Origin of the sequence: Paenibacillus sp. JZ16 (assembly GCF_015326965.1) — a bacterium.
Lineage (GTDB): Bacteria > Bacillota > Bacilli > Paenibacillales > Paenibacillaceae > Paenibacillus_AQ.
Genome location: NZ_CP017659.1, coordinates 5,201,103 through 5,224,362 on the forward strand (window position 1 = coordinate 5,201,103; position 23,260 = coordinate 5,224,362).

The window sequence follows — 23,260 nt, forward strand, 5'->3', positions numbered from 1 at the left end:
CGCTTCCGGAGCTGGCGTGTAACAAACGCGCCAATGCAGCGTAATGGACCATCATCAAAAAGCACCGCTCCAATACTTGTCGGAGCGGTGCTTTTTTTCGTGTTACCGGTTAGTTCGGGCGTTCATTACTCATCCAGCTGTCGATGCGGAGATCATCGCCGTAGCTGTCGCGGGCCGAAATTTCGCCGAGCTTCTGCTCGGCTTCCTCGCGGGTATCGAACCCGCCGATGACCGCGAGGAAGTCGTTGCTGGTCGTCTTAATGAAGGTCACGTCGTCTTCCATATAAATCTCTTCAAGGATGGCGAGGGATTCCCCTTGCGGCATGGCTTCACTGCGGATATAGAAGACCTCGCGCGGGGTGACCGGCTCTCCGGTTGAAGTGAGCTTCAGCTCAATATAGCCGGGGTCTTTATATTCGGATACGGTATGTTTCACGCCATCCTTCAGTTCAACAACAAAACGCATGGCCGAGTCGTCCAGAATCACATTTTCATAGACATCCTTCACCAGCGGCAGAGCCAGCATGTCTTTCTTGAGGGTTTCATAATCAAAATTTCGTACTCCGTTAAACGTGAAGATCAGACGGTTTGGCGCATCCCGATGATCCACTGTGTAGGCCGGGACACTGGAAACGGACTTGCCTTCCTGGTTAAATTGAATTTTTAATACGTCTTCGGAAGCTTCCGTGCCCACGGTAACACCGTCGGTCCGCTCGCCTCCGCCCCCGAACTGCAGAACCTGAACGATGCTGCCCACCACAGGGACTTTGGATAGGGCGTTGGCCACCGTCGGGATGTTGACCACGAATAGCAGGGCAACGGCAGCTGCAACAACGGAAGAGTATCTCGTCAAGCGCATGGAACGTTTGCGGGCAGCCGCCTTTTTCTGTGCAGCATCGATAACGCCGGTTAGCTGGGCGGGGATTTCAATGTGTTCGTAGCGTTCTTTTCCTGTCATAGGCTATCGACCTCTCCCTCGATTAGATATGATTTTAATTTTCCGATAATACGATAAAACCTGGTCTTGACGGTACTTTCGGACACGGATAACACATCCGCCATTTCTCGAAAGCGCAGGTCTTCAAAAAACTTCAAAATGATGTAGGTTTTCTCCTCCGGCAGCAGTCTGTCCAGCGCATCGTACAGATCCATCTTCTCTTCCAGCGGTACGGCATGCTCTTCGGCTGCATAGTCCTGCGTCTGGTCTTCCATATAAGTAACCCGCTTCTTGCGACCGAGATGGTCGATGGCAGCGTTAATGACGATCCGGGTCATCCAGGAATCAAAATACTGCGGCGTGTTCATCCGATCGTAAGCGAGATATCCCTTATAGGTTGCCTCGGAGACGATATCCAGTGCCTCCTGTTCATTTTTGACATAGCAATAGGCTACCCGGTACAACTTGTTTTTGCATTTCTCCATATTTTCGCTGAACTGTTGCTGCTTCGACTCTTTCGCTCTCAGTTCACTCACCCCTAACTACTAGCACTAGTATTCATGTCATGGCACGAATTCGTGTCAACTATTCATTCATTGGCCGGATTGGATCATGCTCAAGTACTTGAGTGCGCTTGACTGATCATTAGACCGTGGAGGGGGCCAAATAGTTTTAACCGGGGATAAAAAAATCCATGAACTTAACAGAAGTCCTTAACGGTGTTACTATATTAACCATATAAAATGTACGGAGGCCAGAACATGTAGGTTTTTCTACCCTAACCCATACAACTAAATACAGAATTGGGGTAGAAAGATGAAGAGGAAATCTTTTCGATATCTCTGGATCGGTCAGGCGCTCGCCAATAGCGGCGATTTATTTTACATTGTCGGTCTGATGGCTATGATCCATGAGATTACAGGATCTGCCATGCTGATGGCTATGGTACCCTTTCTCACGACGATGGCACGGTTTATAAGCGGGAGCTTTGCACCCGTATTAATGGATAAATACAGCCTCAAGTCACTGCTTGCTTCGTCTCAGATCGGAAAAACGGCCATGCTGTTTCTGTTGTTGGTAACCTGCTATGTGCTGGGAGAGCTGGAGGTGACGGTTTATGCAATTCTCGGATTCGTATTCCTCATCTCTCTGCTCGATGGCTGGGCTGCACCTGCAAGTCATGCCATGCTGCCGCGTCTGGTGGATGCCGCTGAGCTGACGAAAGCGAACAGCTTTGTTGCCATCGTGGATCAGTTGATCCAACTGGGAGGCTGGGCCGTTGGGGGACTGCTGGTCGCAGCCTTGGGCGGAAGCAACGTGATATGGTTGACCTTTGCTCTGGCCCTGGCAGCCGCTGTCTGCATGAAGATGATCGAGGATCGGCATGAATCCACTCCGGAACAGAATGAGAAGGCGCGCGTTTCGAATTGGCGTTCCATTCAGGAAGGGTGGACACTCATTTGGAAACAGCCTTCTATTCGGGCGATTCACGTGATTTATGTATTGGAGACGATGGCGGGCGTGATTTGGATCGCGGCGACCATCTACGTGTATGTAGCCGATGTGTTGCACAGGGAAGAGGCATGGTGGGGATATATCAACGCAAGCTTTTTCCTGGGACTTATGCTGGGCGGACTGTTTGGCATGAGAGGCGCAGGGCTGATCGACCGCAACATCCGCAAGTTCGTTATCTGCTCTTCCTTCGGCATCAGTATCATGACGTTCGGTTTTGGATTGACCTCGGTGCCTTGGCTGGCCCTGGTGTTCTCGGCAGGCTTCGGCGTTTTTGAACAGCTTAAGGCAGTCTCGCTTCAGACTACACTGCAGCGGGGCGTATCTGTCCATGTATTGCCGAAAGTGTACGCTGCCCAAAGCGCGCTAGTTTCGCTGGTATTCGGCTTATCCACCCTGTTATTTGGTTTCATAACCGATGAATTCGGCGTTCGGGCTACGTATATCATCGCTGCCACGGTGCTGTTCATCTCGGGATGCTACGCATTACGGATACGAACGAGATTGCCGGAGTCAGGGGAGGGGCTTGAACAAGGACGGATCGGCATCGAATAATCATTAAAAAAGGCGAGCTTAAGGCTCGACTTTTTTGCATGCATAAATGGATCCGGACACGAGCTACAGCAAGCATCATCAATACGGTTTACTGAACGTGAAACCTTAATAATCGCGGGGCAATACTGGTTTTGAAAATCTTTCGAGAATCCGGTTGACAATCCATCTACTACGTATTACGATATACCTGTAGTAGGTCACACTGAATACCGACAACACTGAGCAATGAGGTTGCAAAAATATTTTAAAGAAATTGTTGACATCCCTTACTACTTAGTATTACAATGTACATGTAATGAGTAATACTTAATAGCGTGTTTTTCCAAATGCTATTAAGTAAAAAATTCCCTTAGTACTATGTTATACTGAATATAGGTAATACTGAATAGGGGAGGGACGAAATAAAGGAGGCTTTCCAATATGGAAAATTTAACTGAAATGCTGAAGGGTTCGCTGGAAGGCTGCGTGCTGGAAATCATCAGCCGCCGTGAAACCTATGGCTATGAGATTACCCGCCGTCTGAACGAGCTTGGCTTTACCGAAGTCGTGGAAGGGACGGTCTACACCATACTCGTGCGGTTAGAAAAGAAAAAGCTGGTGAACATTGAAAAGAAACCGTCAGATATGGGGCCGCCGCGCAAGTTTTACTCACTTAATGAGGCTGGCCGTCAGGAGCTTGAATTGTTTTGGGAAAAATGGGATTTCTTATCCTCCAAAATCAACGTCTTGAAGTCAAATTAGCTTCATAAGATATTCCGTCCGATATTTGTGTGGTGCCTTGGTCAGCTTTATATAAAAGGAGGGAAAATAATATGTTGGAAATGTTCAAAAAAATGATTGGTGATAAAAAAGAGTACAAAATGATGATGGCACGGGTTGAAGCCCTTCCAGAGGACTACCAGTTTGTGTTTAAGAAAATTCAAAACTACATGTGGAATTTCTCAACGGGCAACGGGATGGATATGCTGCACATGCAGTATGAATTAATCGAGTTGTTCGAAGCCGGTGCGGCCGATGGCAGACAAGTGCTGGAGATCACTGGTGACGACGTGGCGTCCTTTGCCGATGAACTAGTGGCAAACGCTAAAACCTATGTAGCCAAGTATCGGGAAGATTTGAATCAGGATATCTTGAACCGATTGGGAAAAAAATAACTCCAATAGATAATACGACTGATTAGCTGGTTATCAAATGTGACTTACCGCCTTCGCTATTCAGTTAATTTTTGACCTGGTAGTAAGTTATACAGATTATCAGTCATACTAAATAGATGAGTGTAGGTAATCCAGCTCCGCAAGGCGCTTATTATAAGGAGGATAAAATATGAGAAATGCAGCGATTTCTGTAAAAGGGTTAAAAAAATCCTTTAAAGACAAAGAAGTCTTAAAGGGGGTGGATTTTGAGGTGCAGCGCGGCGAAATTTTCGCACTGCTGGGCTCCAATGGAGCGGGCAAGACGACGACAGTCAATATCCTCTCGACGCTGATGAAGCCCGATGGCGGGGAAGTGGGTATTTGCGGCTTTGACGTCCAGCGTCAACCGGATCATGTTCGCCAGAGCATTAGTCTGACAGGGCAGTTTGCAGCTTTGGACGGCATGCTCACCGGGCGGGAAAACCTGATGATGATCGCCAAGTTGCGGGGAGTTTCCAATCCTGCTCAAGTTGCCGACAATCTGCTTGCAAGATTCAGCCTGACCGATGCGGCTAATCGCCGGGCAGACCAGTATTCCGGCGGGATGAAGCGCCGGATTGACATCGCCATGAGCCTGATCGGGACGCCAGCCGTCATTTTTCTCGACGAACCGACGACAGGGCTTGATCCCGAAGCGCGAATTGAAGTCTGGGATACCGTCAAGGAGCTTGCCGGCGGCGGCACGACCATCTTGCTGACGACCCAGTATCTGGAGGAAGCCGAACAGTTGGCGGACCGTATCGCCATCTTGCATAGCGGAAAAATCATCACGACCGGTACGCTTGCCGAACTCAAGGCGATGTTCCCGCCAGCGAAAGTGGAATACATTGAGAAGCAGCCGACGTTGGAGGAAATTTTCCTCGCGATCATCGGCAACAAGGAGGCGATGTAAATGAAAAACAAAACAGGGACATTACTAGGACGTTTAATGCGCAACATCTTGCGCAGCCCGGATACGATTATCACGGTGGCGATTACGCCGATTATGATGATGCTGCTGTTTGTCTACGTATTTGGCGGTGCCATAGAGACAGGTACGAACAACTACGTCAATTATTTATTGCCGGGAATCCTGTTGATGGCTGTCGCATCCGGCGTCGCTTACACTTCACTGCGGCTGTTTACGGATATAAAAAGCGGGTTGATGGCGCGTTTCGTTACCATGCCCATCAAGCGCTCTTCGATATTGTGGGCTCACGTGTTGACCTCGCTAGTTTCTAATGCACTTACTGTTGTTGTGGTTTTCCTTGTCGCGCTGCTGATGGGCTTCCGTTCAAGCGCGAGTATCCTGGATTGGCTTGCGGTAGCGGGGATACTAGGGTTGTTTACGCTGGCGCTGACATGGCTGGCGGTCATCCCTGGATTGACAGCGAAGTCTATGGAAGGGGCGACAGCCTACTCGTATCCGCTGATTTTCCTGCCGTTTATCAGTTCGGCCTTTGTCCCCACCGAAACCATGCCTAAAATGGTTCGGGCGTTTGCAGAGAACCAACCCGTGACATCTATCGTGAATACGATTCGTTCCCTCTTGTATGAAGGGTCTGTTGGGAACGGGATCTGGGTTGCGCTTGGCTGGTGCGTCGGCATCATGGTCATCGCTTACTTCTTCGCCAGTAAACAATTTAAACGCCAGTTAGGGTAAGTACACCATGATGAAATAGCCATATCAATAGTCAGCCGCTAGTGAAAGAGGCCCTCCCTTGTTATGCAGGGGAGAGCCTTTTTTTTGGATTGCTATGTTGTTATCGTGAAGGGCCGATGGCTATCCAGGACATGAAACCATAGGCGAGATTGCAGTTAGGCTGGCGGCTTACTTCTAGGACGGCGGCATCCTCACGCTGGGATTTCAAGGAGATCTGGAAGCCAGGATTATTGCTCATTCCCACAATGATATAGTTGATCCCAGCAAAAGCCTCCTCGAATTGGACGGTCACCTCGGTCAAGGCTTCAGCTCCAAATACAAAAGGCGTCATGCCGAATTGCTGCAGCTTCGGCTGGCCGGCTGCGCTGCGTATTGGCGCAAAGCTTAAATGTTCTGCCGTTACGGCACCTTTAGTCAATTGTTGTCCGGTAACGGCTCCGTCGGCCAGATGGGCGCTTGTGACGGCGCCGTTTGCAAGTTTATCGCTATCAATGGAGCCTTCGGCTAACGTAAAGTTATTGAAGGCATCCGGTCCAAGATGCTTGCTGCCGATGGTTCCGTCGGCAATTTGCGCTCCGGTAAGTGAGCCGTCAGCAATGTGCGTGCTCGTGATGGAAGCCTCTGCAATCTTGCTGCCGTCAACCGATCCTTCGGCCAACGTGAAGTTATTGAAGGCATCCGGTCCGAGATGCTTGCTGCCGATGGCCCCGTCGGCAATCTGGATACCAGTAAGCGAACCATCAGCAATGTGCGTGCTCGTGATGGAAGCCTCTGCAATCTTGCTGCCGTCAACCGATCCTTCGGCCAACGTGAAGTTATTGAAGGCATCCGGTCCGAGGTGTCTGCTGCCGATGGCTCCGTCGGCAATCTGGGCGCCAGTCAGCGAGCCGTCAGCAATGTGGGCGCTCGTGATGGAAGTCTTGGCAATCTGGCTACCCGTCACCGATCCTTCGGCCAACGTGAAGTTAATGAAGGCATCCGGCCCGAGGTGCTTGCTGCCGATGGCCCCGTCGGCAATCTGTGCGCCAGTCAGCGAGCCTTCAGCAACGTGCTTGCCGGTGATGGAAGCCTCAGCAATCTTGCTGCCAGTAACCGATCCTTCGGCCAACGTGAAGTTATTGAAGGCATCCGGTCCGAGGTGCTTGCTGCCGATGGCTCCGTCGGCAATTTGCAATCCAGTGAGGGAGCCGTCAGCAATGTGAGCGCCTGTAATGGAAGCCTCAGCAATCTTACTGCCTGTGACCGATCCTTCGGCCAACGTGAAGTTATTGAAGGCATCCGGTCCGAGGTGCCTGCTGCCGATGGTTCCGTCGGCAATTTGCGCTCCAGTGAGGGAGCCGTCAGCAATGTGAGCGCCTGTAATGGAAGCCTCGGCAATCTTGCTGCCGTCAACAGATCCTTCGGCCAACGCGAAGTTATTGAAGGCATCCGGTCCGAGATGCTTGCAGCCGATGGCCCCTTCGGCAATCTGGATACCAGTAAGCGAACCTTCAGCTACATGCAATCCAGTGATGGAAGCCTCAGCAATCTTGCTGCCAGTAACCGATCCTTCGGCTAACGTGAAGTTATCGAAAGCATCCGGTCCAAGATGCTTGCAGCCGATGGCTCCGTCGGCAATCTGTGCGCCCGTCAGCGATCCTTCAGCAACGTGCTTGCCGGTGATGGAATCGTCAGCAATCTTGCTGCCTGTAATTCCACCGTCCTGCACAAGTTCCGTTGTGATTGCGCCGGCTTCGATATGCTGCGAACCGATGCTGGAAATTTGCAGGTGATGGGGAAGAACGGCACCCTCCGCCAGCTGCCTCGATTTTACGGCCCCCGGCTGCAATTGATCGACGCCAACGCTGTCCGGCTGCAGGTGGACATGACCGACAGACTGATTTCCAAGATGCGCTGCGTTGATCGAGTACGGCGCCAGGTGATGGCTTTGAATCGAGAATAACTCAATATGCTTGGAGTTCACAGCGCCTTCGGCAAGATGTCCGCTCTGGATCGACTCTCCGGCGATATGCTCAGGAAGGACAGCGTCGTTCGTGATATGTGCGGACTCTATGCTTTCGGCTTGAATGTGCCGGGCATTGACAGAGCCGGAAGCAAGATGGCGTCCAGTCACCGATCCTTCATCCATATGCTGTGACTTCACAATATCCACACCCAGATGGTCAGACTGGACGCTCGCTTCTTGCAGATGCACTGCTGAAATGGAAAGAGGCTTGATCTTGTCACCACTCACGGCGTTCGCCTGCAGCGCGGATCCCGAGACCGACGAAGGCGAGAGATGGGCTTCCGTAATCGATTGCGACCCGATTTTTACGCCCGGTATGCTGCCGTCGGCAAACAACGCTTCCGCCGAGCGGCTTTCATCGGCCAAATGGCTTAACATGATGGATTTTTTCTTCAAGTGATAACCATGAATAGCTTCCTGCACGATATGTTTGCCCAGGATGGATTCCAGTCCCAGATGTGCGCCCTCTACAGCTTGCGGAGCGATTTTTTCCGAAGTAACGGCCTTGTTCTGAATTGCTTCGGAAGTCACCGCACTCGGCGAGAGATGAGTGGATTGAACGGCCTTTGGAGCTATTTTGCCAGCAGAGACACTGCTCTCAGCCAGTTTATTAGAAGTTACGGCAAGGTCTGTCAGTTTATCCGTGGTCACGCTTTCCGGAGACAGCTTCGGTGAGGTTACGGCGTGGTCCCCCAGATGTCGAGGCGCAATAACCCCATCGCCGATCGAGGACTCCGCGATGCTGCCTGCGGCAATTTTATCTGTCGTTACCGCACCCTGGGCGAGCGCTTGAGTCCGTACGCTTCCCTTCTGCAGATGACGGCTGGCAATAGAGCCATCGGCCAGATGCTGCTCGCGAACCGCACCGTTTTGCAGAGCTTCGGCGCCTACACTGCCCCCTGACAGATGCTGCTGCTGAATGGCCTCACTGGCAATATTGCCGGAGGTCACGCCATGCTTAGCAATAATGGCTCCGCCAACCGATCCAAGCGCAAGCTTTTGGCTCGTCACGCTCTCAGGGGCCAGCGTCTCTTCTCCGACGGATGCGGGTTGAAGATGCTGTTTTCCGATCGCTCCGTCAGCCAGATGCTGCTCCGCTATCGTTTTGGGATGAATGGCGCGCCCTATGACGCTTTGAGGCGCGAGATGCTTAGGTAAGATGCTGCCCTCGGCAATGTGCTCGGCGTTTACTGCATCCGCAGCGAGATGCCGGGTTTGAATGGCATTCGATGCAATTTGGTCCGATTCCACCGTGCCCTTAGCCAGATGACGCGTTTGGACGGCTTCATTGGCAATTTTGTTAGGAAGTATGCTCTGATCCGCGATTTTCGAAGCCGTCACCGCCTGTTCCACCAGCTTCACCGTATGGACGGATTGATCGGCAAGCTTGGAGCTTGTGACACTGGAATCAGCCAGATGGCGGGCGGATACTGCATTGATGCTGATCTGATCGGAACCGATAGAGCCAGGCCGGATTTGCTCTGAGCCTATGGCTCCGTCCGCTAAATGGCGGGCGCTGAGCGAGCCTTCTTCAATATGTCCGGCATTGATGGCACCATCTGCAATTAGGCCTGACCCGATGCTGCCGGCAGCAATATGCTCTGCAGTTACAGCTTCGCTTGCCAAATGCTTACTTTCGATGCTTTGCGGTTTTATGTGGGACGCTGAGATGGCGTCATCGGCGATTTTTTTTCCTGTTACGGCACCTTCACGGATTTTGGTCGAAGTGACTGCATCCTCTGCAAGCTTGGAGCTATGGACGCTCTCATTAGCGAGATGTCGGGTTTCTACGGCGCTGGATGCGATTTTGTCTCCTTGAACCGCTTGGTCTTCGAGCAGGTCGGTTGTCACGAGAAGCTGTTGAAGATGACGTGCAGTAATAGCCCCATCCGCGATTTTATCGCTAACTACGGCGTGGTCTGCCAGCTTCTGCGAGGTTATACTGCCATCCTTGATCTTGCTGGCATTCACGGAACCGTCTCGAAACTTGCGCGTAGATAAGATGCCATCCATTAGATGTTCACCCGTGACCGATAATGGCGCAATTTTTCCTGAGGTCACGGCTTCGTCGGCAATGTGCAGACTGGTGATGCTGTAGTCTTGTATGGCTTCAGGCCCAACGGCACCACGCGACAGCTTGGATGCTGTGACTGCTCTCGAAGCGATCCGGCTTTCGGTTACCGCATATTCCCCTATATCCTCTGTATATATGAATGCGCCCTTAATTTCAGGCATTTCCTTCTCCATAATCAGCTGCACATGCTCGATCTCCATCTCGGGAAGGGAGGGGGATCGGTAGGCACGGTCAGGGTGTCAGCGGCTACAGCCTCTTCTGTAGGTAAGCTGGAATCTTCGTCAGATCTCGATAATGGGATGTTTTCTTTGTTTTCTTTTTCTTCTTGTTTTAATTCCATGATGCCGATAAGATCCTCATCCAGATCCATAATGGTTGCTGCTGAAAGAATGTGGGCATCTTTATCTTTTTTTGGGCTGCGTCCTTTATTTCGCTCGAGCAGATCGAGTTCCCTCGTAGTGGGATCTACCCTGTAGGGCTGGGAAGAGGAAGATGATGGGCTTTTCTTCTTTTTCTTCAAAACAACACGCTCCTTCCGAATACTCATCGTCTCCGGTATCATATGCAGCCGTTTAGGCGGCTGTCACTGGTCTTTTGGGATTCGACAAACGAAAGGGCAGCGTAACATGGAAAAGGACCCGGCCAAAGGCCGAGTCCTTGATTGAGCGCTAGAAAGCACATATAAAATTTAACCCCTGACGGCCGGTAACGGCTGTACAGTCGGTTCCGTATTTGAAGTTTCTTCAAGAATCTTTGCTTCTAAAACGACAAAAGCCCTGCCTCTCTTTCGTCCTTGCGGCTCCGATGACCGCGCCAGTGTGAATCAGAAATCCGTTCCATAAAACTCTTACTCTTAGGGTCATAAAATAGGAATTTGCACTTCAACAGAGATGTAAATAACCATGTTTCGAGGAACTAACGGGGTTAAACTTCATATAACAATTACTTATTATAGCACAGGTACTCGTAATAAGCAAAGATATTCAAATGTATATTAGAATGTTATGCAAAAACGCTTGATTTTTTCTGGAAATCCAACGATATTCATATTAACAGTTTTTTCTTGCAAATTCTGCTGTTGGGATCTTAAGTTGTAGCATCATGTCGAATACGTTCGGATTCACACCTGCCTTGCCGATGTTTATTATCTGTTAATGAAAGTAGGCGAACGATGCAACTGTATAAGTCTTTTCTTAAACAGCTAATCCGGAACTATATGATCGGGTCCATTGCAGCTGTGCTTGTTGTGGGTGGCGTATTAATGGTAACGACTCTGGAAATTCCTATTGAGGAAGGCGCGCGCCTTGTGGTCATACTGACCATTTCATTCATGGTGATGATTGCGTCCGAGCTGACCGTCTTTCTTCGGCATTTACGACCGATTCACGCGGGGTTTCATGAAGGCCATACGGATTTGGAAACGTTGGAAAAAGCATATTTGAGCATACACCGTATGCCGCGTTTGGCGGTATACCGTATATTCGGACCTCATCTGCTCGGCTTGTCGCTTCCGGCCATTCTGCTGACGGTTTGGATGATGGAGCAGGGCAAACTGAATTTTTCGCCGTTCTATATATGGCTGGCTTGCCTGGGGGCGGTCCTGCTAGCCAGCTGTCACGCCATGATCGAATTTTTTCTGACGATAGCCGCCATTCGCCCATTGATCAAGGAGATTCGGCGGCAGGCGTTATCTCGTTATGGCGTGGACTTCTCCCTTGAGGGCCATGTATTCATGGCGATTCGGACAAAATTTTTGCTCAGCACGATGTTAATCGGCACTTTTCCGCTGTTTTTGTTTAGTCTGGCGGTCCAGATTCGTCTGGAGGGGCTCAGCCAGATCGTAGCTCAGCAGTACTGGGGCTGGGCGGGATTTATATTGCTGCTTGGCGTCGGTTTTGCTTATATCGGCGCCTGGCTCTTGACCCAGGATTTACAGCGGCCGATCCGGCAGCTGTACCGGGCGATGAATGAGATTAAGGAGGGGCGTCTGATTCAGACCTCCAATCTCTATTCTGATGAATTTTCCAATCTGATCGCGGGTTTCAATATGATGGTTCGCGGGCTGCAGGTGCGCGAGGAGCGAAACCGCAAGCTGCTGGACAGTTATTTTGCCGCCCTGGCAGCGGCGCTGGATGCCAGAGATCCTTACACGGCCGGCCATTCGCTTCGGGTAGCGGAGTATTCGGTGTTAATCGGCCGTCTGGCGGGACTCAGCGAAGAGCAGGTTGATCTGCTGCACAAGACGGCATTGCTGCATGATATCGGCAAGATCGGAGTTCGGGACAATATTTTGCTGAAGGAAGGGAAACTGACGGCAGAGGAGTTCGATCAGGTAAAGGCCCACCCGGCTCAAGGAGAGAACATTCTGCTGCAAATCGAGCCTGCCGATGCCATGGCTCCTTATCTGGAAGGGGTACGGTCCCATCATGAGCGCTATGATGGAGGCGGGTATCCTGACGGGTTGAAGGGGAAGGAGATTCCGTTGTTTGGACGGATTATTGCCGTGGCCGATGCCTATGATGCCATGACGTCGGACAGGCCGTACCGCAGCGGCATGAAATCGGCGGATGCCTTGAACATACTGGAAGCCGGCAGGGGAACCCAGTGGGACCCCGATTATGCGGGCATATTCGTTAAATATATGAAAGCGGAGAAGAAGGTCATTACGATCCGCTAGTAGGTGGATAAGCAGGGAATCGCAGCTGATTCTATGGATAGGAATGAGAAGAGACCGTACCTGTACAGGTAAACGGCCTCTTTTTTGTGCGCCTGTCGTTAAAATATCACTGCCCTCAGGGCAGCCAATAAATGGGTACTCGGCTGCTTCGAGAGTCGGCGAGGAGTGAATACGGAAATTAGATCATCTGGTGAGCCGTATCGATTCCGTGCTTTCTTCATGTTTCACATGCTTCTGTTTGCGATGCATCCAGCTTGCCAGCCATGTGCTGATCTCATACAGACCGATGAGCGGGATGGCAACCATCAGGTGAGATACGAGATCAGGCGGTGAGATCAGCGCCGCAATGATCACCAGAACGACGTAGGCATACCGCCTCATCGTATGCAGGATAGCCGGGCTTAATATGCCTATTCGCGTCAGAAACAGGACAACAACGGGGAGCTCGAAGGCAAGGGAGAGCGGGATGATGATATTGAACATGAATCCGAAGTACTGGGCGACGCCGTACGTTTCGACAAGGTCCATCTGACTGTTGATTCCTGTCGTAAAAGCAAGACTCATCGGAAAAACGACAAAGTACGCAAAGGCAACCCCTATAAGAAAACATAACGCGGAGAAAGGGATAAACCGAAGGGCCGCTCTCTGCTCGCGGTTGTTCAGTCCCTGATTGACGAACAGCCATATTTGATAAAGGGCAAACGGCAGGGTAGGAAGCAGCGATAATACGATGCTTATGCTCATATAGATGCGCAGTCCGTCCCAAGGCGAGAACACGTTCCAGGTTACCTGAAAGGCCGGTGAGTGATGCTTTAACATGGATAACACATGGGGGGCGGCAATCAGGCCTGCCGCCATGCTCAGGATGAAGACGGCAGCTACCAGCAGGATCCGTTTTCTAAGTTCGGCGATGTGCTCAAGCAGCGTCATGGTACCCTTGAACTCCATAGGCTTCGTCACTCCTTTGGTCATCATCGGAAGATGGGCGTGCAGCGCTGTTTTTTCGTTTTGTTCAATTCCTTCAGCTCAAATGTATTAAATCCCTCCTGCATTTTTTGATGGATTTCCTGGATGCTTTTCACATCCCCAAAAGAATATCGACGATTTCCTCCCTTCGTACGCTCCGGAAATATAAGCTTTCGTTCCTCGTAATACCGAATTTGACGTTCCGTCAAGCCGGTCAGTTCGCAAACAACCCCAATACTCATCACCTTACTCTCCATAATCTTTACCTCCTATGTAAGTATTGTTAACCCTGAGCTATTGTTCCTGGCTTGGGATTAAAAACGAAGAAGATAAAACGGCAATAATTTTGGCGATTTCATTTTGTTTGGAAGGATTTATGACATGATTTTATGAAAAAGAAGGAAAAAAAGCAATCGTTTTTCAAAAATAAAAAAACCGTGTAAGAAAACCTAACAAAATTTAAGCCAAACTTTGTTTTCTCTGCTAAGATCGGCTCATGAATCCAATCACAAACTAGCGAAGGAGTGAACGAGGGTGGCTACAAAAGGACAACCAAAAGAGATGACCCGGAGGCAATTTCTGACGACTGTTGGCAAGGTGGGTGGATCTGTCGCCGTCTTCAGCTTGATGGGTACGATGGGGCTCCTTACGCCGGAAACGTTGAAAGCAGCAGAATATATGCCTCCCGGAAAAAATGACCTGACTCTAAGCGGCCGCGGCGGCAAGAAGATTATTATTCTCGGCGCAGGAATCGCGGGTTTGACGGCAGCGTATGAGCTTGGTCTGGCAGGTTACGATTGCACGATATTGGAAGCGAAAAGCTTTGCCGGCGGGCGCAATTGGACGATCCGCAAAGGAACCTCCGTTGCGGAGATCGGATTTGGCCGTCAGACTTCCCGCTTTGATAACGGGCTGCACTTCAATGCAGGCCCGATGCGGATTCCGCAGTTTCACGTCACGCTGGATTATTGCAAGAAGTTTGGCGTAGCCATCGAGCCATTCAACAATGTGAATGAGAGCGGCTACTACTATAACGAGAACGTGGGGGCTTTATCCGGGCAGCGCGTCCCCAAGCGTGCAGCCAAAGCCGACGTGCGCGGTTACGTGGCCGAGATGTTGGCCAAAGCCGTGAATCAAAATGCGCTGGATCTGCCGCTGACAGCGGAAGAGAAGCTGAAGCTGGTGGATTATCTGAGGGCCGAAGGCGATTTGAATCCGGATCTGTTCTACAAGGGATCCGAGCGCGGCGGGTATAAGGATGAGCCGGGAAGCCGCCTGGATGCCGGTGTGCTCCGGGATCCATTCGATTTGAAGGCGATCATCAATTCCGGCTTCGGCAAATATTTCAGCAACGAGTACGGTTACGACCAGCAGATGATGATGTTTCATCCCGTAGGCGGCATGGATGCCATCATCAAGGCATTTGAGAAAAGAATCGGCAACCGGATCAAGTACCGGGCAGAGGTGAAGGAAATTCGCCAGTCCTCTTCCGGTGTGCGGATCGTGTACACGGACGGCAATTCCGCCAGAGAGCAAGAAATCCGCGGCGATTATTGCATCTGCACCATACCGTTGACGGTATTGAAGAAGATCCCGGCCGATTTCTCGCCGGAGATGTCCAAAGCGATCAGCAGCGTCGGTTACGCTTCCGCAGGTAAAATCGGCCTGCAGTTCAAACGGCGCTTTTGGGAAGAAGACGAATATTTATATGGCGGCAGCAGCTTGACGAATATGGACATTACGCAAATCTACTATCCGCCGACAGACTATTTTGGAAAGAAGGGGATTCTGCTTGGTTATTATGCATACGGGGGCACTGCCGATAAAATCGGGGCCATGTCGTATGCCGAACGCGAGCGACTTGCACTAACGCAAGGCGCTAAGATTCATCCACAGTATCCGAAGGAGTTCGAGGCATCCTTCTCCATCGACTGGAAAAAGACTAAATACCAGGAAGGCGGCTGGGTATCCTATTCCGCCAACGACAGGAAAACCTACTACCCTACCCTCTGCAAGCCGGATAACCGTATTTACTTGGCAGGGGAGCACATCAGCTACATCACGGCTTGGCAAGCAGGGGCCATTGAGTCCGCCCGCGAGGTCGTAACCGACATCCATCAACGCGTAATGAAAGCGTAAATCGAAAGGAGACAATTCCATGAAAAATCAACTGAAGACGATCCTGGCGCTGGCCATGCTGATCAGTGCGGTGAGTGTAACCGCCGCGTATGCCGACAGCTCTTCCGCCTATAAGAAGCCGACCAAAGCTTCACCCGCCCCGAAATTTTACGGCAGTCCCACATCCTCTATTTCCAGCGGGGTTATCATACCCGAAGGGGCTTCCTATCTTTATACAAGCGGGACGGTTCCGCCCTTGCTGAACAAGGATGGCAAGACGGTTTATGAGCGCTATGGCGATACCAAAACCCAAGGAATCGGCATCCTGAAGGAGATCGAGAAACAGCTGAAGGAGCAGGGGCTGACGATGAAGGATGTCGTCTATTTGAGAGTATACTTAACCCCGGATGCAGCCAAGAACGGAGCTTTTGATTATACCGGCTGGTTTGACGCATACGCCCAGTTTTTCAATACGAAGGAGAATCCCGTGAAGCCTGCGCGTTCTACCGTGGGAGTAGCGAGCCTCGTGAATGCCGATTGGTTAATTGAGATTGAAGCCGTAGCGGTATACCCTGGCAAGGATAAGAAAAAGTAAGTTGTTCTTGTTCCACGTAGTCGGCTGATCGAATAGCGCTGGCTTTTACAAATGAACGGTCACCATCACATATTAAAGGAGTTGGGTTCTATGTTTCAAAATGTCGGCTTTGTCGGATTGATGATGATCCTGATTGTCGTGCTCATTCTGTTCGGTCCTTCCAAGCTGCCGGAGCTTGGGCGGGCGGTGGGCCGCACGTTGTCTGAATTCAAAGCTTCCGCCAGAGACTTGGTTGGGGAAGATAAAGAAGAGGAAAAGGGCAAGGAGAGGGAAAGGGAGGGAGCGGTCATCAAACTGAAAGGGTGATCAGGCCGTTTCATCCAGCCCTCAGCACTATGAGATTGGATTTGTATGTACAAATGAAGCTGTCCCGTGGAGCTGCTGTAGCCCATGGAGACAGCTTTTTTGAATGTTTGGACTTTGAGATCAATGCGAGGACTGAAACTTCGCGATGACATCCTTTGCCAGGATTCAGAGAAACTTCTGAGGGGTATACACAAGTACAGGCAATTCTACATTTCATCATTCATTACTCTATGAGGAGCTGATATTATGGATAGCAACGTATTTAAAGGGAAATGGAAACAGATGAAGGGTGAAGCGAAGAAGCAATGGGGAAAATTGACGGATGACGATCTCGATGTGATCGACGGCCAGAAGGATAAATTGGTTGGCAAGCTGCAGGAACGTTACGGACATACGAAGGATGCGGCTGAACGTGAATATACCGATTGGAGTGCAAGATACCGCGACTAGTCTAAAGGACGATAAGGGAGGCAGAACGAATCATGTTGGAATCCCGGGTTGTGACCGGCAAGGTGATCGATATTCGTGACGGCAAGGTGTTTACCTTACACGGAGACATGGTCAGCACCTATCATTTGGGATACTATGAGATGATGAATGAGGAAGTTCTCCCTGTCAGAGACAGTCAGCAGGCGGCATCTTCCACCGCGGGGCTACTGGCGGAGGAAACTGCCGAATCCTCCGGCTGGCTCCACAGGGAGTGGAAGCCGCTGACCAGCTTCATAACCGCTTGGAGAAAGAGTGCAAATCGAGCCTGATTTGCGCTCTTTTTTTGCCTTTTTAAGCTTGGATGTCCAGGCCCTGAGCCATGGGAAATTCATGTGAGTTTTATATTTGAAAAGTCATATTGACTTGGGTCCGATGCGGTGTAGAATGAGGTCAAAAGGAAGTTTGATCAGCCCATTTAGGGCGGAGAATGCTTCGTGCTGCATAGAAGAGCGGGGGCTGCAGAGGCCTTTCATGTCATTCATATTTTATATCATGAACGGAGGGAGGGGGCGAGGTGGGAATGGTTGCACTCGTAGTCGGGGCCACAGGGCTTGTGGGGCGTATGGTAACCGAAGAACTGCTGGGGCGCGAGGAGCTTGAAGAGGTTCGCGTGCTGGTACGAAGTCTTCCTGATATAACGCATCCCCAGTTGAAGCCCATCTTGGTGGAATGGGATCAACTGGATCGATACAGCGATGCTTTTTCTGGCGTCCACAGCGTGTATTGCTGCCTGGGAACCACGATCAGGAAAGCGGGGTCCCAGCAGCAATTCCGTAAAGTGGATGTGGATTATGTCATCAAGACAGCGGAGTTGGCTAAGCGGCACGGGGTGAGACAATTTATGGCGGTCAGCTCCGCAGGCGCTAATCCGAAGGTTCGTAATTTCTATCTTCGTACCAAGGGTGAGGTTGAAGAAAAGCTGGCCGAGATTGGCTTTCGGGGTCTGCATCTGTTCAGACCGTCATTATTGCTGGGCGAGCGGCCCGAGCGGCGGTTTGGAGAGCGGGTGGCATCTGTTCTCATGACTTCCCTGGACTTTGCATTCAAAGGTCCGAAGCTGGCCCCATACCGGGCCATACCAGCGCGGAAAGTAGCCAGATCGATGGTGAATATCGGCTTAACGGATATGAAAGGCCACCATGTATACACCAATGAAGTCATTCATGTTCTCGGCGAGGCCGCTGAATAAATTTGCCAGAGCACCCTTGGCAGATTACAATGTACACAGATAGGAATACATAGAAAGGGTGACAGACCATGAGTAAACATATCATATCGACCAACAAAGCACCGGGAGCTATCGGGCCTTACAGCCAAGCTGTAGAAATCAACGGATTCGTCTATACCTCAGGCCAGCTCGGCCTGAATCCGGAAACGGGTGAATTCGGCGAGGGAGTTCAGGAGCAGGCGAAGCTGTCTCTTAGCAACGTGAAGGCGATCCTTGAAGCAGCCGGGACAAGCCTCGACCATGTGGTGAAAACCACCGTATTCTTGAAGGATATGAATGATTTTGCAGCGGTTAACGAAGTGTACGGCAGCTTTTTCTCCGAGCCCTACCCTGCTCGCAGCGCCGTTGAGGTTGCTCGTTTGCCGAAGGACGGACTGGTTGAGATTGAAGTCATCGCCGTTAAGCCATAAGCGATATGATCACATGTGAAAGGGAGCTTTGCCAATGCAGGCAAAGCTCCCTTTTTTATGCTCTATTGAATTTTAACGATATTGAAAAGGGTGCGAACTAATCTCATAGACGAGTAAGGGAAGCTTTTCGTTAAGGCTCGGTTTAATATAGCGATCTTCTCCGATTGCGGGTAAAGAAGAGCCATATGGCATATACAAACAGGACGATAGAGAGTACAAAGGCGGTCATTAAAATGCTGTCGGTCTCCCGATGCTCGGCCGCGATGGCGATGTAAGCCCAAGTGAAGACCAGCGGCACGATGCTGTCCCGGTAACGCTGGCCGATCCATATGGCGAGTAATGCACCGATGCAGAGCAGCACAATCCCCAAAGTGGTTTCGCGCAGGCCGAAAAGGCTCCAGTCATTCTTCTGAAACACGATTCCGACGTTGACGATAAAGGCAGGGCATACCCAGCCGATATATAGGCTGAACGGCAATTTCAGACAAAACTTTTCCCCTGACGTCGGATAGTCGATCGTATGCGTGCGGGCATATAGAACCCATAAGGTTAACAGCAGCAGGAACATCACCACGACAGACCATTCAATATACAAATAGTGCCACAAAATAAGCCATGCCATATTGAATACACAGCTGAGGATAAACCATGGACCGATGGATTTTACCGAATCGCGGTTTCCGGTGTCGCGACGCAGCTGATAGATGACAAAAAAGAACAGCAGCACATAGATGACGGACCATATGGAAAAGGCATATCCTGCGGGAGTGATCGCTGTATAATACATATCTGATATCTCCCCGGTTGTTCTGCCGCCAAGCGGCAGCATGCCTGATAACACATTCACGGCAATTACACCGGCGAAAAACAGCAGATTCCACCAGCGGTACGGGTTGTTGCGGTACAATAAAATCTCCTCCTGATATCAGTCTGGAATATATAGAATATACCCAAAAGAATGAATATCGAGCCAGCAGCCAAGAAAGGGGCACCGCCCCTTCGCTTAACTCATAGGTTTCTTCCGGTATTCGTTGGGCGTGAAACCCTCCATCTTTTTGAACACTTTGCTGAAATACTTCTCATCCTGGTAACCAACCATCTCCGCGATTTGGGCGATCCGGATCTGGGGATTGAGCAGCAGCGTTTTGGCTTTGTCGATACGAATCCGCCCGAGAAAATCCGATAACGTTACGCCGAATTCCTGCTTGAATTTTCGCGAAATGTACTCCCTGCTAAGAAAGAATTTCCCCGCAATTTGCTGAAGGGAAATCTCCTCATGATAGTGCTGCTCCAAATAGTGGGCAATATCATGAATGATGTGACTGTCCTTGGAATGAATCTGGGTAAGAACCCGGGATGCTGCATACAGCCTTCCGCTGATCTGCTCGCGCCAGCGATCCCAGCAGATCATTCCCTCCTCGCTGTAAGGAAGCGGGGAAGGGAGGTCCTGCGAGATTTCAGCGTCTTCGATGGGCTCCTGCGTGCTTTTCACTTCATTTTCCGTCCAATGATACTGGATCCAGTCCCACTCCGAATTCCATCTCGCCAGATGCTCCGGCGATACGAGATCCCTCTCTCTCACATCGTGCAGCCATTCTTCCGTGGCTGCCTCAATGCGCTCCTTGCTCCCGCTAAGCGCGGCCAGTTTGAATTTCTCCTCGTAGGAGGAGAGCCGAAGGGTGCGCGAGCCTTCGCTTTCAACGGCGCGTTCGCGATGGATACGGGATTTGCCGGTTAATAGATTGCGGCTGCACAAAGCTTGGACGGCATTTAGATAAGCCTTCGGCAGATCATCGGGAAAGGCGCATGCTCTGGCGGCACCGAAATGGCTCCGCCTGCGAAGGGTGGAGAAGAACCCGTCATTGATTCGATCGAGTACGTCGTTAAAGGGAAGCCGCGGATTCCAACAGAGGATCATGATTTCCCCGGGCTTGTCGATATGTCGAAAGGCAACCCCCTGATCCATCAACAGCTCATTGCAAATATTGATGAGCGTGAAGGATAGCAGATGGCGCCTGTTGCGGAATTTGGACAGCAAAGCTTCGTCAAATTGATCATCGCGTAGGACGGCAACGTTATAGATCATGCCGGTTGCCGGCAGCGTCATCCGGTTCCGCAATTGAGAAACCACGCTGTCCCTGTTGCCGTAGCCGTTAACCAGATCCGAGAGCAGGCGGTCCATATAGAAAGGGGCCATCTGATTCATTTCAATATTCTGGTTAGTAATCTGCTGCCGCTTCTCTTCCTCGAGCTGCCAGGTTTGAACCGCTTTGGCCAGCGCTTCGTTCAAGCTGTCCGGTTCAACGGGCTTGAGAATATAGTCAATGCCTCCCGAACGGATCGTATGACGCACATATTCAAAATCATCATATCCGCTAATGACGAGCACTTTAATATCCGGTTTCGTAGTATGGAGCCAGGTAAGCAGCTCCAGTCCGTTTTTGCGGGGCATTCGCATGTCGGTCATGACAATTTGCGGTTTGTTCTCCTCGATTAAGCGGACCGCTTCCTCCCCGTCAGCGGCCTGATCAATTTCCGTGATGCCATGCCGCTTCCAGTCTGCCAGAAGCCCTATAGCCTCCCGCACATGCTGTTCGTCATCTACGATCAATACTCTCATTCTACTGTTCACTCTCCCATGCGTTGATATCGAGCGTGACCTTGACGCCGTGTGGTATTACATTCTCTATCGTTAATCCGGCCTTGTTGTCGGAGTATAAGTTCAATCGCATCAAAACATTTAAGAGCCCAATCGATTCATTGCCGGCATCGTTCCGGTCAGGGTGGCCGTAAGCGGTCGCAAGCTTGCTGCGAATCAAAGCGAGCTCGGCTTCTTCGATGGAGGACCCGTTATTTTCAACGATGACGATCAAGCGGCGATCTTCCGCGATGCGGGAAGATATGGATATATGGCCGACGCCGGCGTGCGTATTCATGCCATGCTTAAAATAATTCTCAACTATCGGCTGCAGGATCATCTTCGGAACCGGAGTCGTAAGGCTCTCGGGATCCAAATCCCATGTGATGTCCAGCTGGTCACGGAACCGCTGCTTCTGCAGCTCAAGATACAGCCGCACATGGTTGATCTCATCCTGCAGGGTCACTTTGCCCTCGCTGTTGCGCATATTGTAGCGCATCATATTCGCCAGCGATGAGAGCAGGGAATAGATCCGCGGCACATTATGCTGCAGGGCCAGGGTACCGATCGACTGGAGCGAATTGTACAGAAAATGCGGATCAATCTGCGCCTGAAGTGCCTTCAGCTGATTGGTCTTATTGGCGATTTCCAGCCGGTACTCACGCAGGATCAGGTTGTTGATGGTGTCCATCATCGTTCGGAAGCGGCGGGAGAGAATCCCGATCTCGTCCGGGCTTGTTACGTCAATATCCACGTCAAGCCGACCGGTTTTCACCTGATTCATATAGCTTGTGAGTTGTTTAATGGGTCTTGTAATCCGAATGGATATCCATAGCGTGCCGAATATGACAATGAACAGTGCTAAAATCGCAATAATCGCATTAATGCTCGTTAGTTCTGTCGAATGCTTGTACAGCGTTTGATGCGGAATTTGTTTGACAAGCGTCCAGGGCGCATAAGGCAAATCGAGTTTCTCATATACGATCATCGCGTCTTTGCCATCGTAGTAACCATTTTCCGCTTGAGCGATTTCGCCCATGAGCACAGGGTCGTCCAGACGTTGCCCCCGTTGCTGCGGATCCGGACTGTAGATGATGCTTCCCTTGTCATCAATCAAGTATAGCTGTTCTTCCCCTTTGGCATACAGTTGATCGCAAATGGCCAAAATACTGTCAAGTTTCACATCGATCGCCATAAGGGCATATTGGTCGGGTGACGGTACGTTGGTGATGGAGCGATAGAAGGTGAAAACTTCAAAATTCAGAATGTCCGCAGGCCGCGGAGGGAACCCGTAACTGTGCACCTGATGGACGGGCTCGATGGCCGTATTGCCCGGGCCGAATTCTTCTATTTTACGGTAAGGGGCCTGCCGGAATTCCCTGCGAGGCAAATTGCTGGATATCTGGGTGGACTGTCCCGTCAAATGATTGTGCAGATAAATTTGATGCACGTCCTGCGTGCCCGTTTGAATGGCCTGCAAGGTCGTATACAGCTCGGCCACCACCCGGTGATTATCGGGATCCAGGGCAAGATTACGCAAAAAATGGGGATCGGAATATACGGACAGGGAGGCGCGGTCGATGACGCGCAAATAGTTCATCAGATTGGTGGCTCCTTGGTAAATCAGCCGTATATTTTCATCCACCGTCTGCTCCTTCACGGACTCGCGGGTATGCGTAAACGTAATGTAAAGCGACAGCAGAAGCGGAATGGTTGTGACGGCGAGCATGAATGTGATCAGCCGGGTCTGGATGCTGCGGTATTTCATATAGGATCACCCCCTGAGTTATGGAATGGGCATCGCGTATGGTCAATATTTTACACCTAACGGTTCATGATTCTCCGTGTTTATTGTTTACAGGTTACCGCATAATGGCTGTACATCATACAACAACTTAAACGAAAAGGGGAGATC

22 protein-coding genes are annotated in these 23,260 nt (G+C 50.7%); 13 read left to right on the forward strand and 9 right to left on the reverse strand.

Annotated elements, in window-relative coordinates:
• Positions 1 to 109 precede the first annotated feature (109 nt).
• Together BJP58_RS23430 and BJP58_RS23435 are read right to left on the reverse strand one after the other, a co-directional pair.
• Positions 110 to 958, reverse strand: a complete 849-nt coding sequence (locus BJP58_RS23430) for a hypothetical protein (RefSeq protein ID WP_194540780.1) — start codon at positions 956 to 958, stop codon at positions 110 to 112.
• A complete protein-coding gene (locus BJP58_RS23435) occupies positions 955 to 1,473 on the reverse strand; it encodes a sigma-70 family RNA polymerase sigma factor (RefSeq protein ID WP_194540781.1) in 519 nt (172 codons plus the stop codon). The genes BJP58_RS23430 and BJP58_RS23435 overlap by 4 nt, the downstream gene beginning before the upstream one ends.
• Positions 1,474 to 1,753: 280 nt before the next feature.
• On the opposite strand from BJP58_RS23435, the gene BJP58_RS23440 reads away from it, so the two are divergent.
• From BJP58_RS23440 to BJP58_RS23460, 5 genes are all read left to right on the forward strand, one after another.
• On the forward strand, positions 1,754 to 3,004 hold the full coding sequence (locus BJP58_RS23440; RefSeq protein ID WP_194540782.1) for an MFS transporter: 1,251 nt from the start codon (positions 1,754 to 1,756) through the stop codon (positions 3,002 to 3,004).
• A 420-nt stretch (positions 3,005 to 3,424) separates the two neighbouring features.
• The gene (locus BJP58_RS23445; protein WP_071222099.1) at positions 3,425 to 3,745 is read left to right on the forward strand and encodes a PadR family transcriptional regulator; all 321 of its coding nucleotides are present in this window, start codon (positions 3,425 to 3,427) and stop codon (positions 3,743 to 3,745) included.
• A 71-nt stretch (positions 3,746 to 3,816) separates the two neighbouring features.
• Entirely contained in the window at positions 3,817 to 4,158 is a 342-nt protein-coding gene (locus BJP58_RS23450) for a DUF1048 domain-containing protein (RefSeq protein WP_194540783.1), read from the forward strand.
• 169 nt (positions 4,159 to 4,327) lie between these two features.
• Positions 4,328 to 5,089 (forward strand): ABC transporter ATP-binding protein, encoded by a 762-nt coding sequence (locus BJP58_RS23455; RefSeq protein WP_194540784.1) that lies wholly within the window; start codon positions 4,328 to 4,330, stop codon positions 5,087 to 5,089.
• Positions 5,090 to 5,839, forward strand: a complete 750-nt coding sequence (locus tag BJP58_RS23460) for an ABC transporter permease (RefSeq protein ID WP_194540785.1) — start codon at positions 5,090 to 5,092, stop codon at positions 5,837 to 5,839.
• A gap of 100 nt (positions 5,840 to 5,939) precedes the next feature.
• Here BJP58_RS23460 and BJP58_RS23465 read toward each other — a convergent pair whose 3' ends face one another.
• Entirely contained in the window at positions 5,940 to 10,103 is a 4,164-nt protein-coding gene (locus BJP58_RS23465; RefSeq protein ID WP_194540786.1) for a WIAG-tail domain, read from the reverse strand.
• Complete coding sequence (locus BJP58_RS23470; protein WP_194540787.1) at positions 10,094 to 10,438, reverse strand: hypothetical protein; 345 nt, start codon at positions 10,436 to 10,438, stop codon at positions 10,094 to 10,096. Before BJP58_RS23470 ends, BJP58_RS23465 begins: the two co-directional genes overlap by 10 nt.
• 651 nt (positions 10,439 to 11,089) lie before the next feature.
• Between BJP58_RS23470 and BJP58_RS23475 the strand changes: the two genes are divergently transcribed.
• Positions 11,090 to 12,595: an HD-GYP domain-containing protein gene (locus tag BJP58_RS23475; protein ID WP_194540788.1), complete on the forward strand. Its 1,506-nt coding sequence runs from the start codon at positions 11,090 to 11,092 to the stop codon at positions 12,593 to 12,595.
• Positions 12,596 to 12,778: 183 nt separating this feature from the next.
• Here BJP58_RS23475 and tatC read toward each other — a convergent pair whose 3' ends face one another.
• Positions 12,779 to 13,570, reverse strand: a complete 792-nt coding sequence (gene tatC, locus BJP58_RS23480) for a twin-arginine translocase subunit TatC (protein ID WP_233354738.1) — start codon at positions 13,568 to 13,570, stop codon at positions 12,779 to 12,781.
• Entirely contained in the window at positions 13,567 to 13,818 is a 252-nt protein-coding gene (locus BJP58_RS23485; protein ID WP_194540789.1) for a MerR family transcriptional regulator, read from the reverse strand. The genes tatC and BJP58_RS23485 overlap by 4 nt, the downstream gene beginning before the upstream one ends.
• A gap of 277 nt (positions 13,819 to 14,095) precedes the next feature.
• Here BJP58_RS23485 and BJP58_RS23490 point away from each other — a divergent pair, with 277 nt between their 5' ends.
• The 7 genes from BJP58_RS23490 to BJP58_RS23520 all read left to right on the forward strand — a co-directional run bounded on the left by BJP58_RS23490 (position 14,096) and on the right by BJP58_RS23520 (position 18,707).
• Entirely contained in the window at positions 14,096 to 15,700 is a 1,605-nt protein-coding gene (locus BJP58_RS23490) for a flavin monoamine oxidase family protein (protein ID WP_194540790.1), read from the forward strand.
• A 19-nt stretch (positions 15,701 to 15,719) separates the two neighbouring features.
• On the forward strand, positions 15,720 to 16,274 hold the full coding sequence (locus BJP58_RS23495; RefSeq protein ID WP_071222092.1) for a RidA family protein: 555 nt from the start codon (positions 15,720 to 15,722) through the stop codon (positions 16,272 to 16,274).
• A 90-nt stretch (positions 16,275 to 16,364) separates the two neighbouring features.
• Positions 16,365 to 16,580 (forward strand): twin-arginine translocase TatA/TatE family subunit, encoded by a 216-nt coding sequence (locus BJP58_RS23500; protein WP_071222091.1) that lies wholly within the window; start codon positions 16,365 to 16,367, stop codon positions 16,578 to 16,580.
• Positions 16,581 to 16,826: 246 nt separating this feature from the next.
• On the forward strand, positions 16,827 to 17,030 hold the full coding sequence (locus BJP58_RS23505; RefSeq protein ID WP_071222090.1) for a CsbD family protein: 204 nt from the start codon (positions 16,827 to 16,829) through the stop codon (positions 17,028 to 17,030).
• Positions 17,031 to 17,062: 32 nt separating this feature from the next.
• Positions 17,063 to 17,338 (forward strand): hypothetical protein, encoded by a 276-nt coding sequence (locus BJP58_RS23510; RefSeq protein ID WP_194540791.1) that lies wholly within the window; start codon positions 17,063 to 17,065, stop codon positions 17,336 to 17,338.
• Positions 17,339 to 17,583: 245 nt separating this feature from the next.
• Positions 17,584 to 18,258 (forward strand): NAD(P)H-binding protein, encoded by a 675-nt coding sequence (locus tag BJP58_RS23515; protein WP_194540792.1) that lies wholly within the window; start codon positions 17,584 to 17,586, stop codon positions 18,256 to 18,258.
• A gap of 68 nt (positions 18,259 to 18,326) precedes the next feature.
• Positions 18,327 to 18,707, forward strand: a complete 381-nt coding sequence (locus BJP58_RS23520) for a RidA family protein (RefSeq protein ID WP_071222088.1) — start codon at positions 18,327 to 18,329, stop codon at positions 18,705 to 18,707.
• 142 nt (positions 18,708 to 18,849) lie between these two features.
• On the opposite strand, the gene BJP58_RS23525 is transcribed toward BJP58_RS23520, so the two are convergent.
• The 3 genes from BJP58_RS23525 to BJP58_RS23535 all read right to left on the reverse strand — a co-directional run bounded on the left by BJP58_RS23525 (position 18,850) and on the right by BJP58_RS23535 (position 23,113).
• Positions 18,850 to 19,614, reverse strand: coding sequence for a tryptophan-rich sensory protein (locus BJP58_RS23525; protein ID WP_194540793.1), 765 nt, complete (start codon positions 19,612 to 19,614; stop codon positions 18,850 to 18,852).
• A 96-nt stretch (positions 19,615 to 19,710) separates the two neighbouring features.
• Complete coding sequence (locus tag BJP58_RS23530; protein WP_194540794.1) at positions 19,711 to 21,327, reverse strand: response regulator; 1,617 nt, start codon at positions 21,325 to 21,327, stop codon at positions 19,711 to 19,713.
• Position 21,328: 1 nt separating this feature from the next.
• Positions 21,329 to 23,113, reverse strand: coding sequence for a cache domain-containing sensor histidine kinase (locus tag BJP58_RS23535; protein ID WP_194540795.1), 1,785 nt, complete (start codon positions 23,111 to 23,113; stop codon positions 21,329 to 21,331).
• Positions 23,114 to 23,260: the final 147 nt, after the last annotated feature.

What these genes read in the sequence shown, in the direction of transcription:
- BJP58_RS23475 (WP_194540788.1), top strand. Translation starts at nt 11,090, where the DNA reads ATGCAACTGTATAAGTCTTTTCTTAAACAGCTAATCCGGAACTATATG.
- BJP58_RS23495 (WP_071222092.1), top strand. Translation starts at nt 15,720, where the DNA reads ATGAAAAATCAACTGAAGACGATCCTGGCGCTGGCCATGCTGATCAGT.
- BJP58_RS23445 (WP_071222099.1), top strand. Translation starts at nt 3,425, where the DNA reads ATGGAAAATTTAACTGAAATGCTGAAGGGTTCGCTGGAAGGCTGCGTG.
- BJP58_RS23505 (WP_071222090.1), top strand. Translation starts at nt 16,827, where the DNA reads ATGGATAGCAACGTATTTAAAGGGAAATGGAAACAGATGAAGGGTGAA.
- BJP58_RS23450 (WP_194540783.1), top strand. Translation starts at nt 3,817, where the DNA reads ATGTTGGAAATGTTCAAAAAAATGATTGGTGATAAAAAAGAGTACAAA.
- BJP58_RS23510 (WP_194540791.1), top strand. Translation starts at nt 17,063, where the DNA reads ATGTTGGAATCCCGGGTTGTGACCGGCAAGGTGATCGATATTCGTGAC.
- BJP58_RS23520 (WP_071222088.1), top strand. Translation starts at nt 18,327, where the DNA reads ATGAGTAAACATATCATATCGACCAACAAAGCACCGGGAGCTATCGGG.
- BJP58_RS23485 (WP_194540789.1), bottom strand. Translation starts at nt 13,818, where the DNA reads ATGGAGAGTAAGGTGATGAGTATTGGGGTTGTTTGCGAACTGACCGGC.
- BJP58_RS23460 (WP_194540785.1), top strand. Translation starts at nt 5,090, where the DNA reads ATGAAAAACAAAACAGGGACATTACTAGGACGTTTAATGCGCAACATC.
- BJP58_RS23430 (WP_194540780.1), bottom strand. Translation starts at nt 958, where the DNA reads ATGACAGGAAAAGAACGCTACGAACACATTGAAATCCCCGCCCAGCTA.
- BJP58_RS23440 (WP_194540782.1), top strand. Translation starts at nt 1,754, where the DNA reads ATGAAGAGGAAATCTTTTCGATATCTCTGGATCGGTCAGGCGCTCGCC.
- BJP58_RS23530 (WP_194540794.1), bottom strand. Translation starts at nt 21,327, where the DNA reads ATGAGAGTATTGATCGTAGATGACGAACAGCATGTGCGGGAGGCTATA.
- BJP58_RS23535 (WP_194540795.1), bottom strand. Translation starts at nt 23,113, where the DNA reads ATGAAATACCGCAGCATCCAGACCCGGCTGATCACATTCATGCTCGCC.
- BJP58_RS23455 (WP_194540784.1), top strand. Translation starts at nt 4,328, where the DNA reads ATGAGAAATGCAGCGATTTCTGTAAAAGGGTTAAAAAAATCCTTTAAA.
- BJP58_RS23500 (WP_071222091.1), top strand. Translation starts at nt 16,365, where the DNA reads ATGTTTCAAAATGTCGGCTTTGTCGGATTGATGATGATCCTGATTGTC.
- tatC (WP_233354738.1), bottom strand. Translation starts at nt 13,570, where the DNA reads ATGATGACCAAAGGAGTGACGAAGCCTATGGAGTTCAAGGGTACCATG.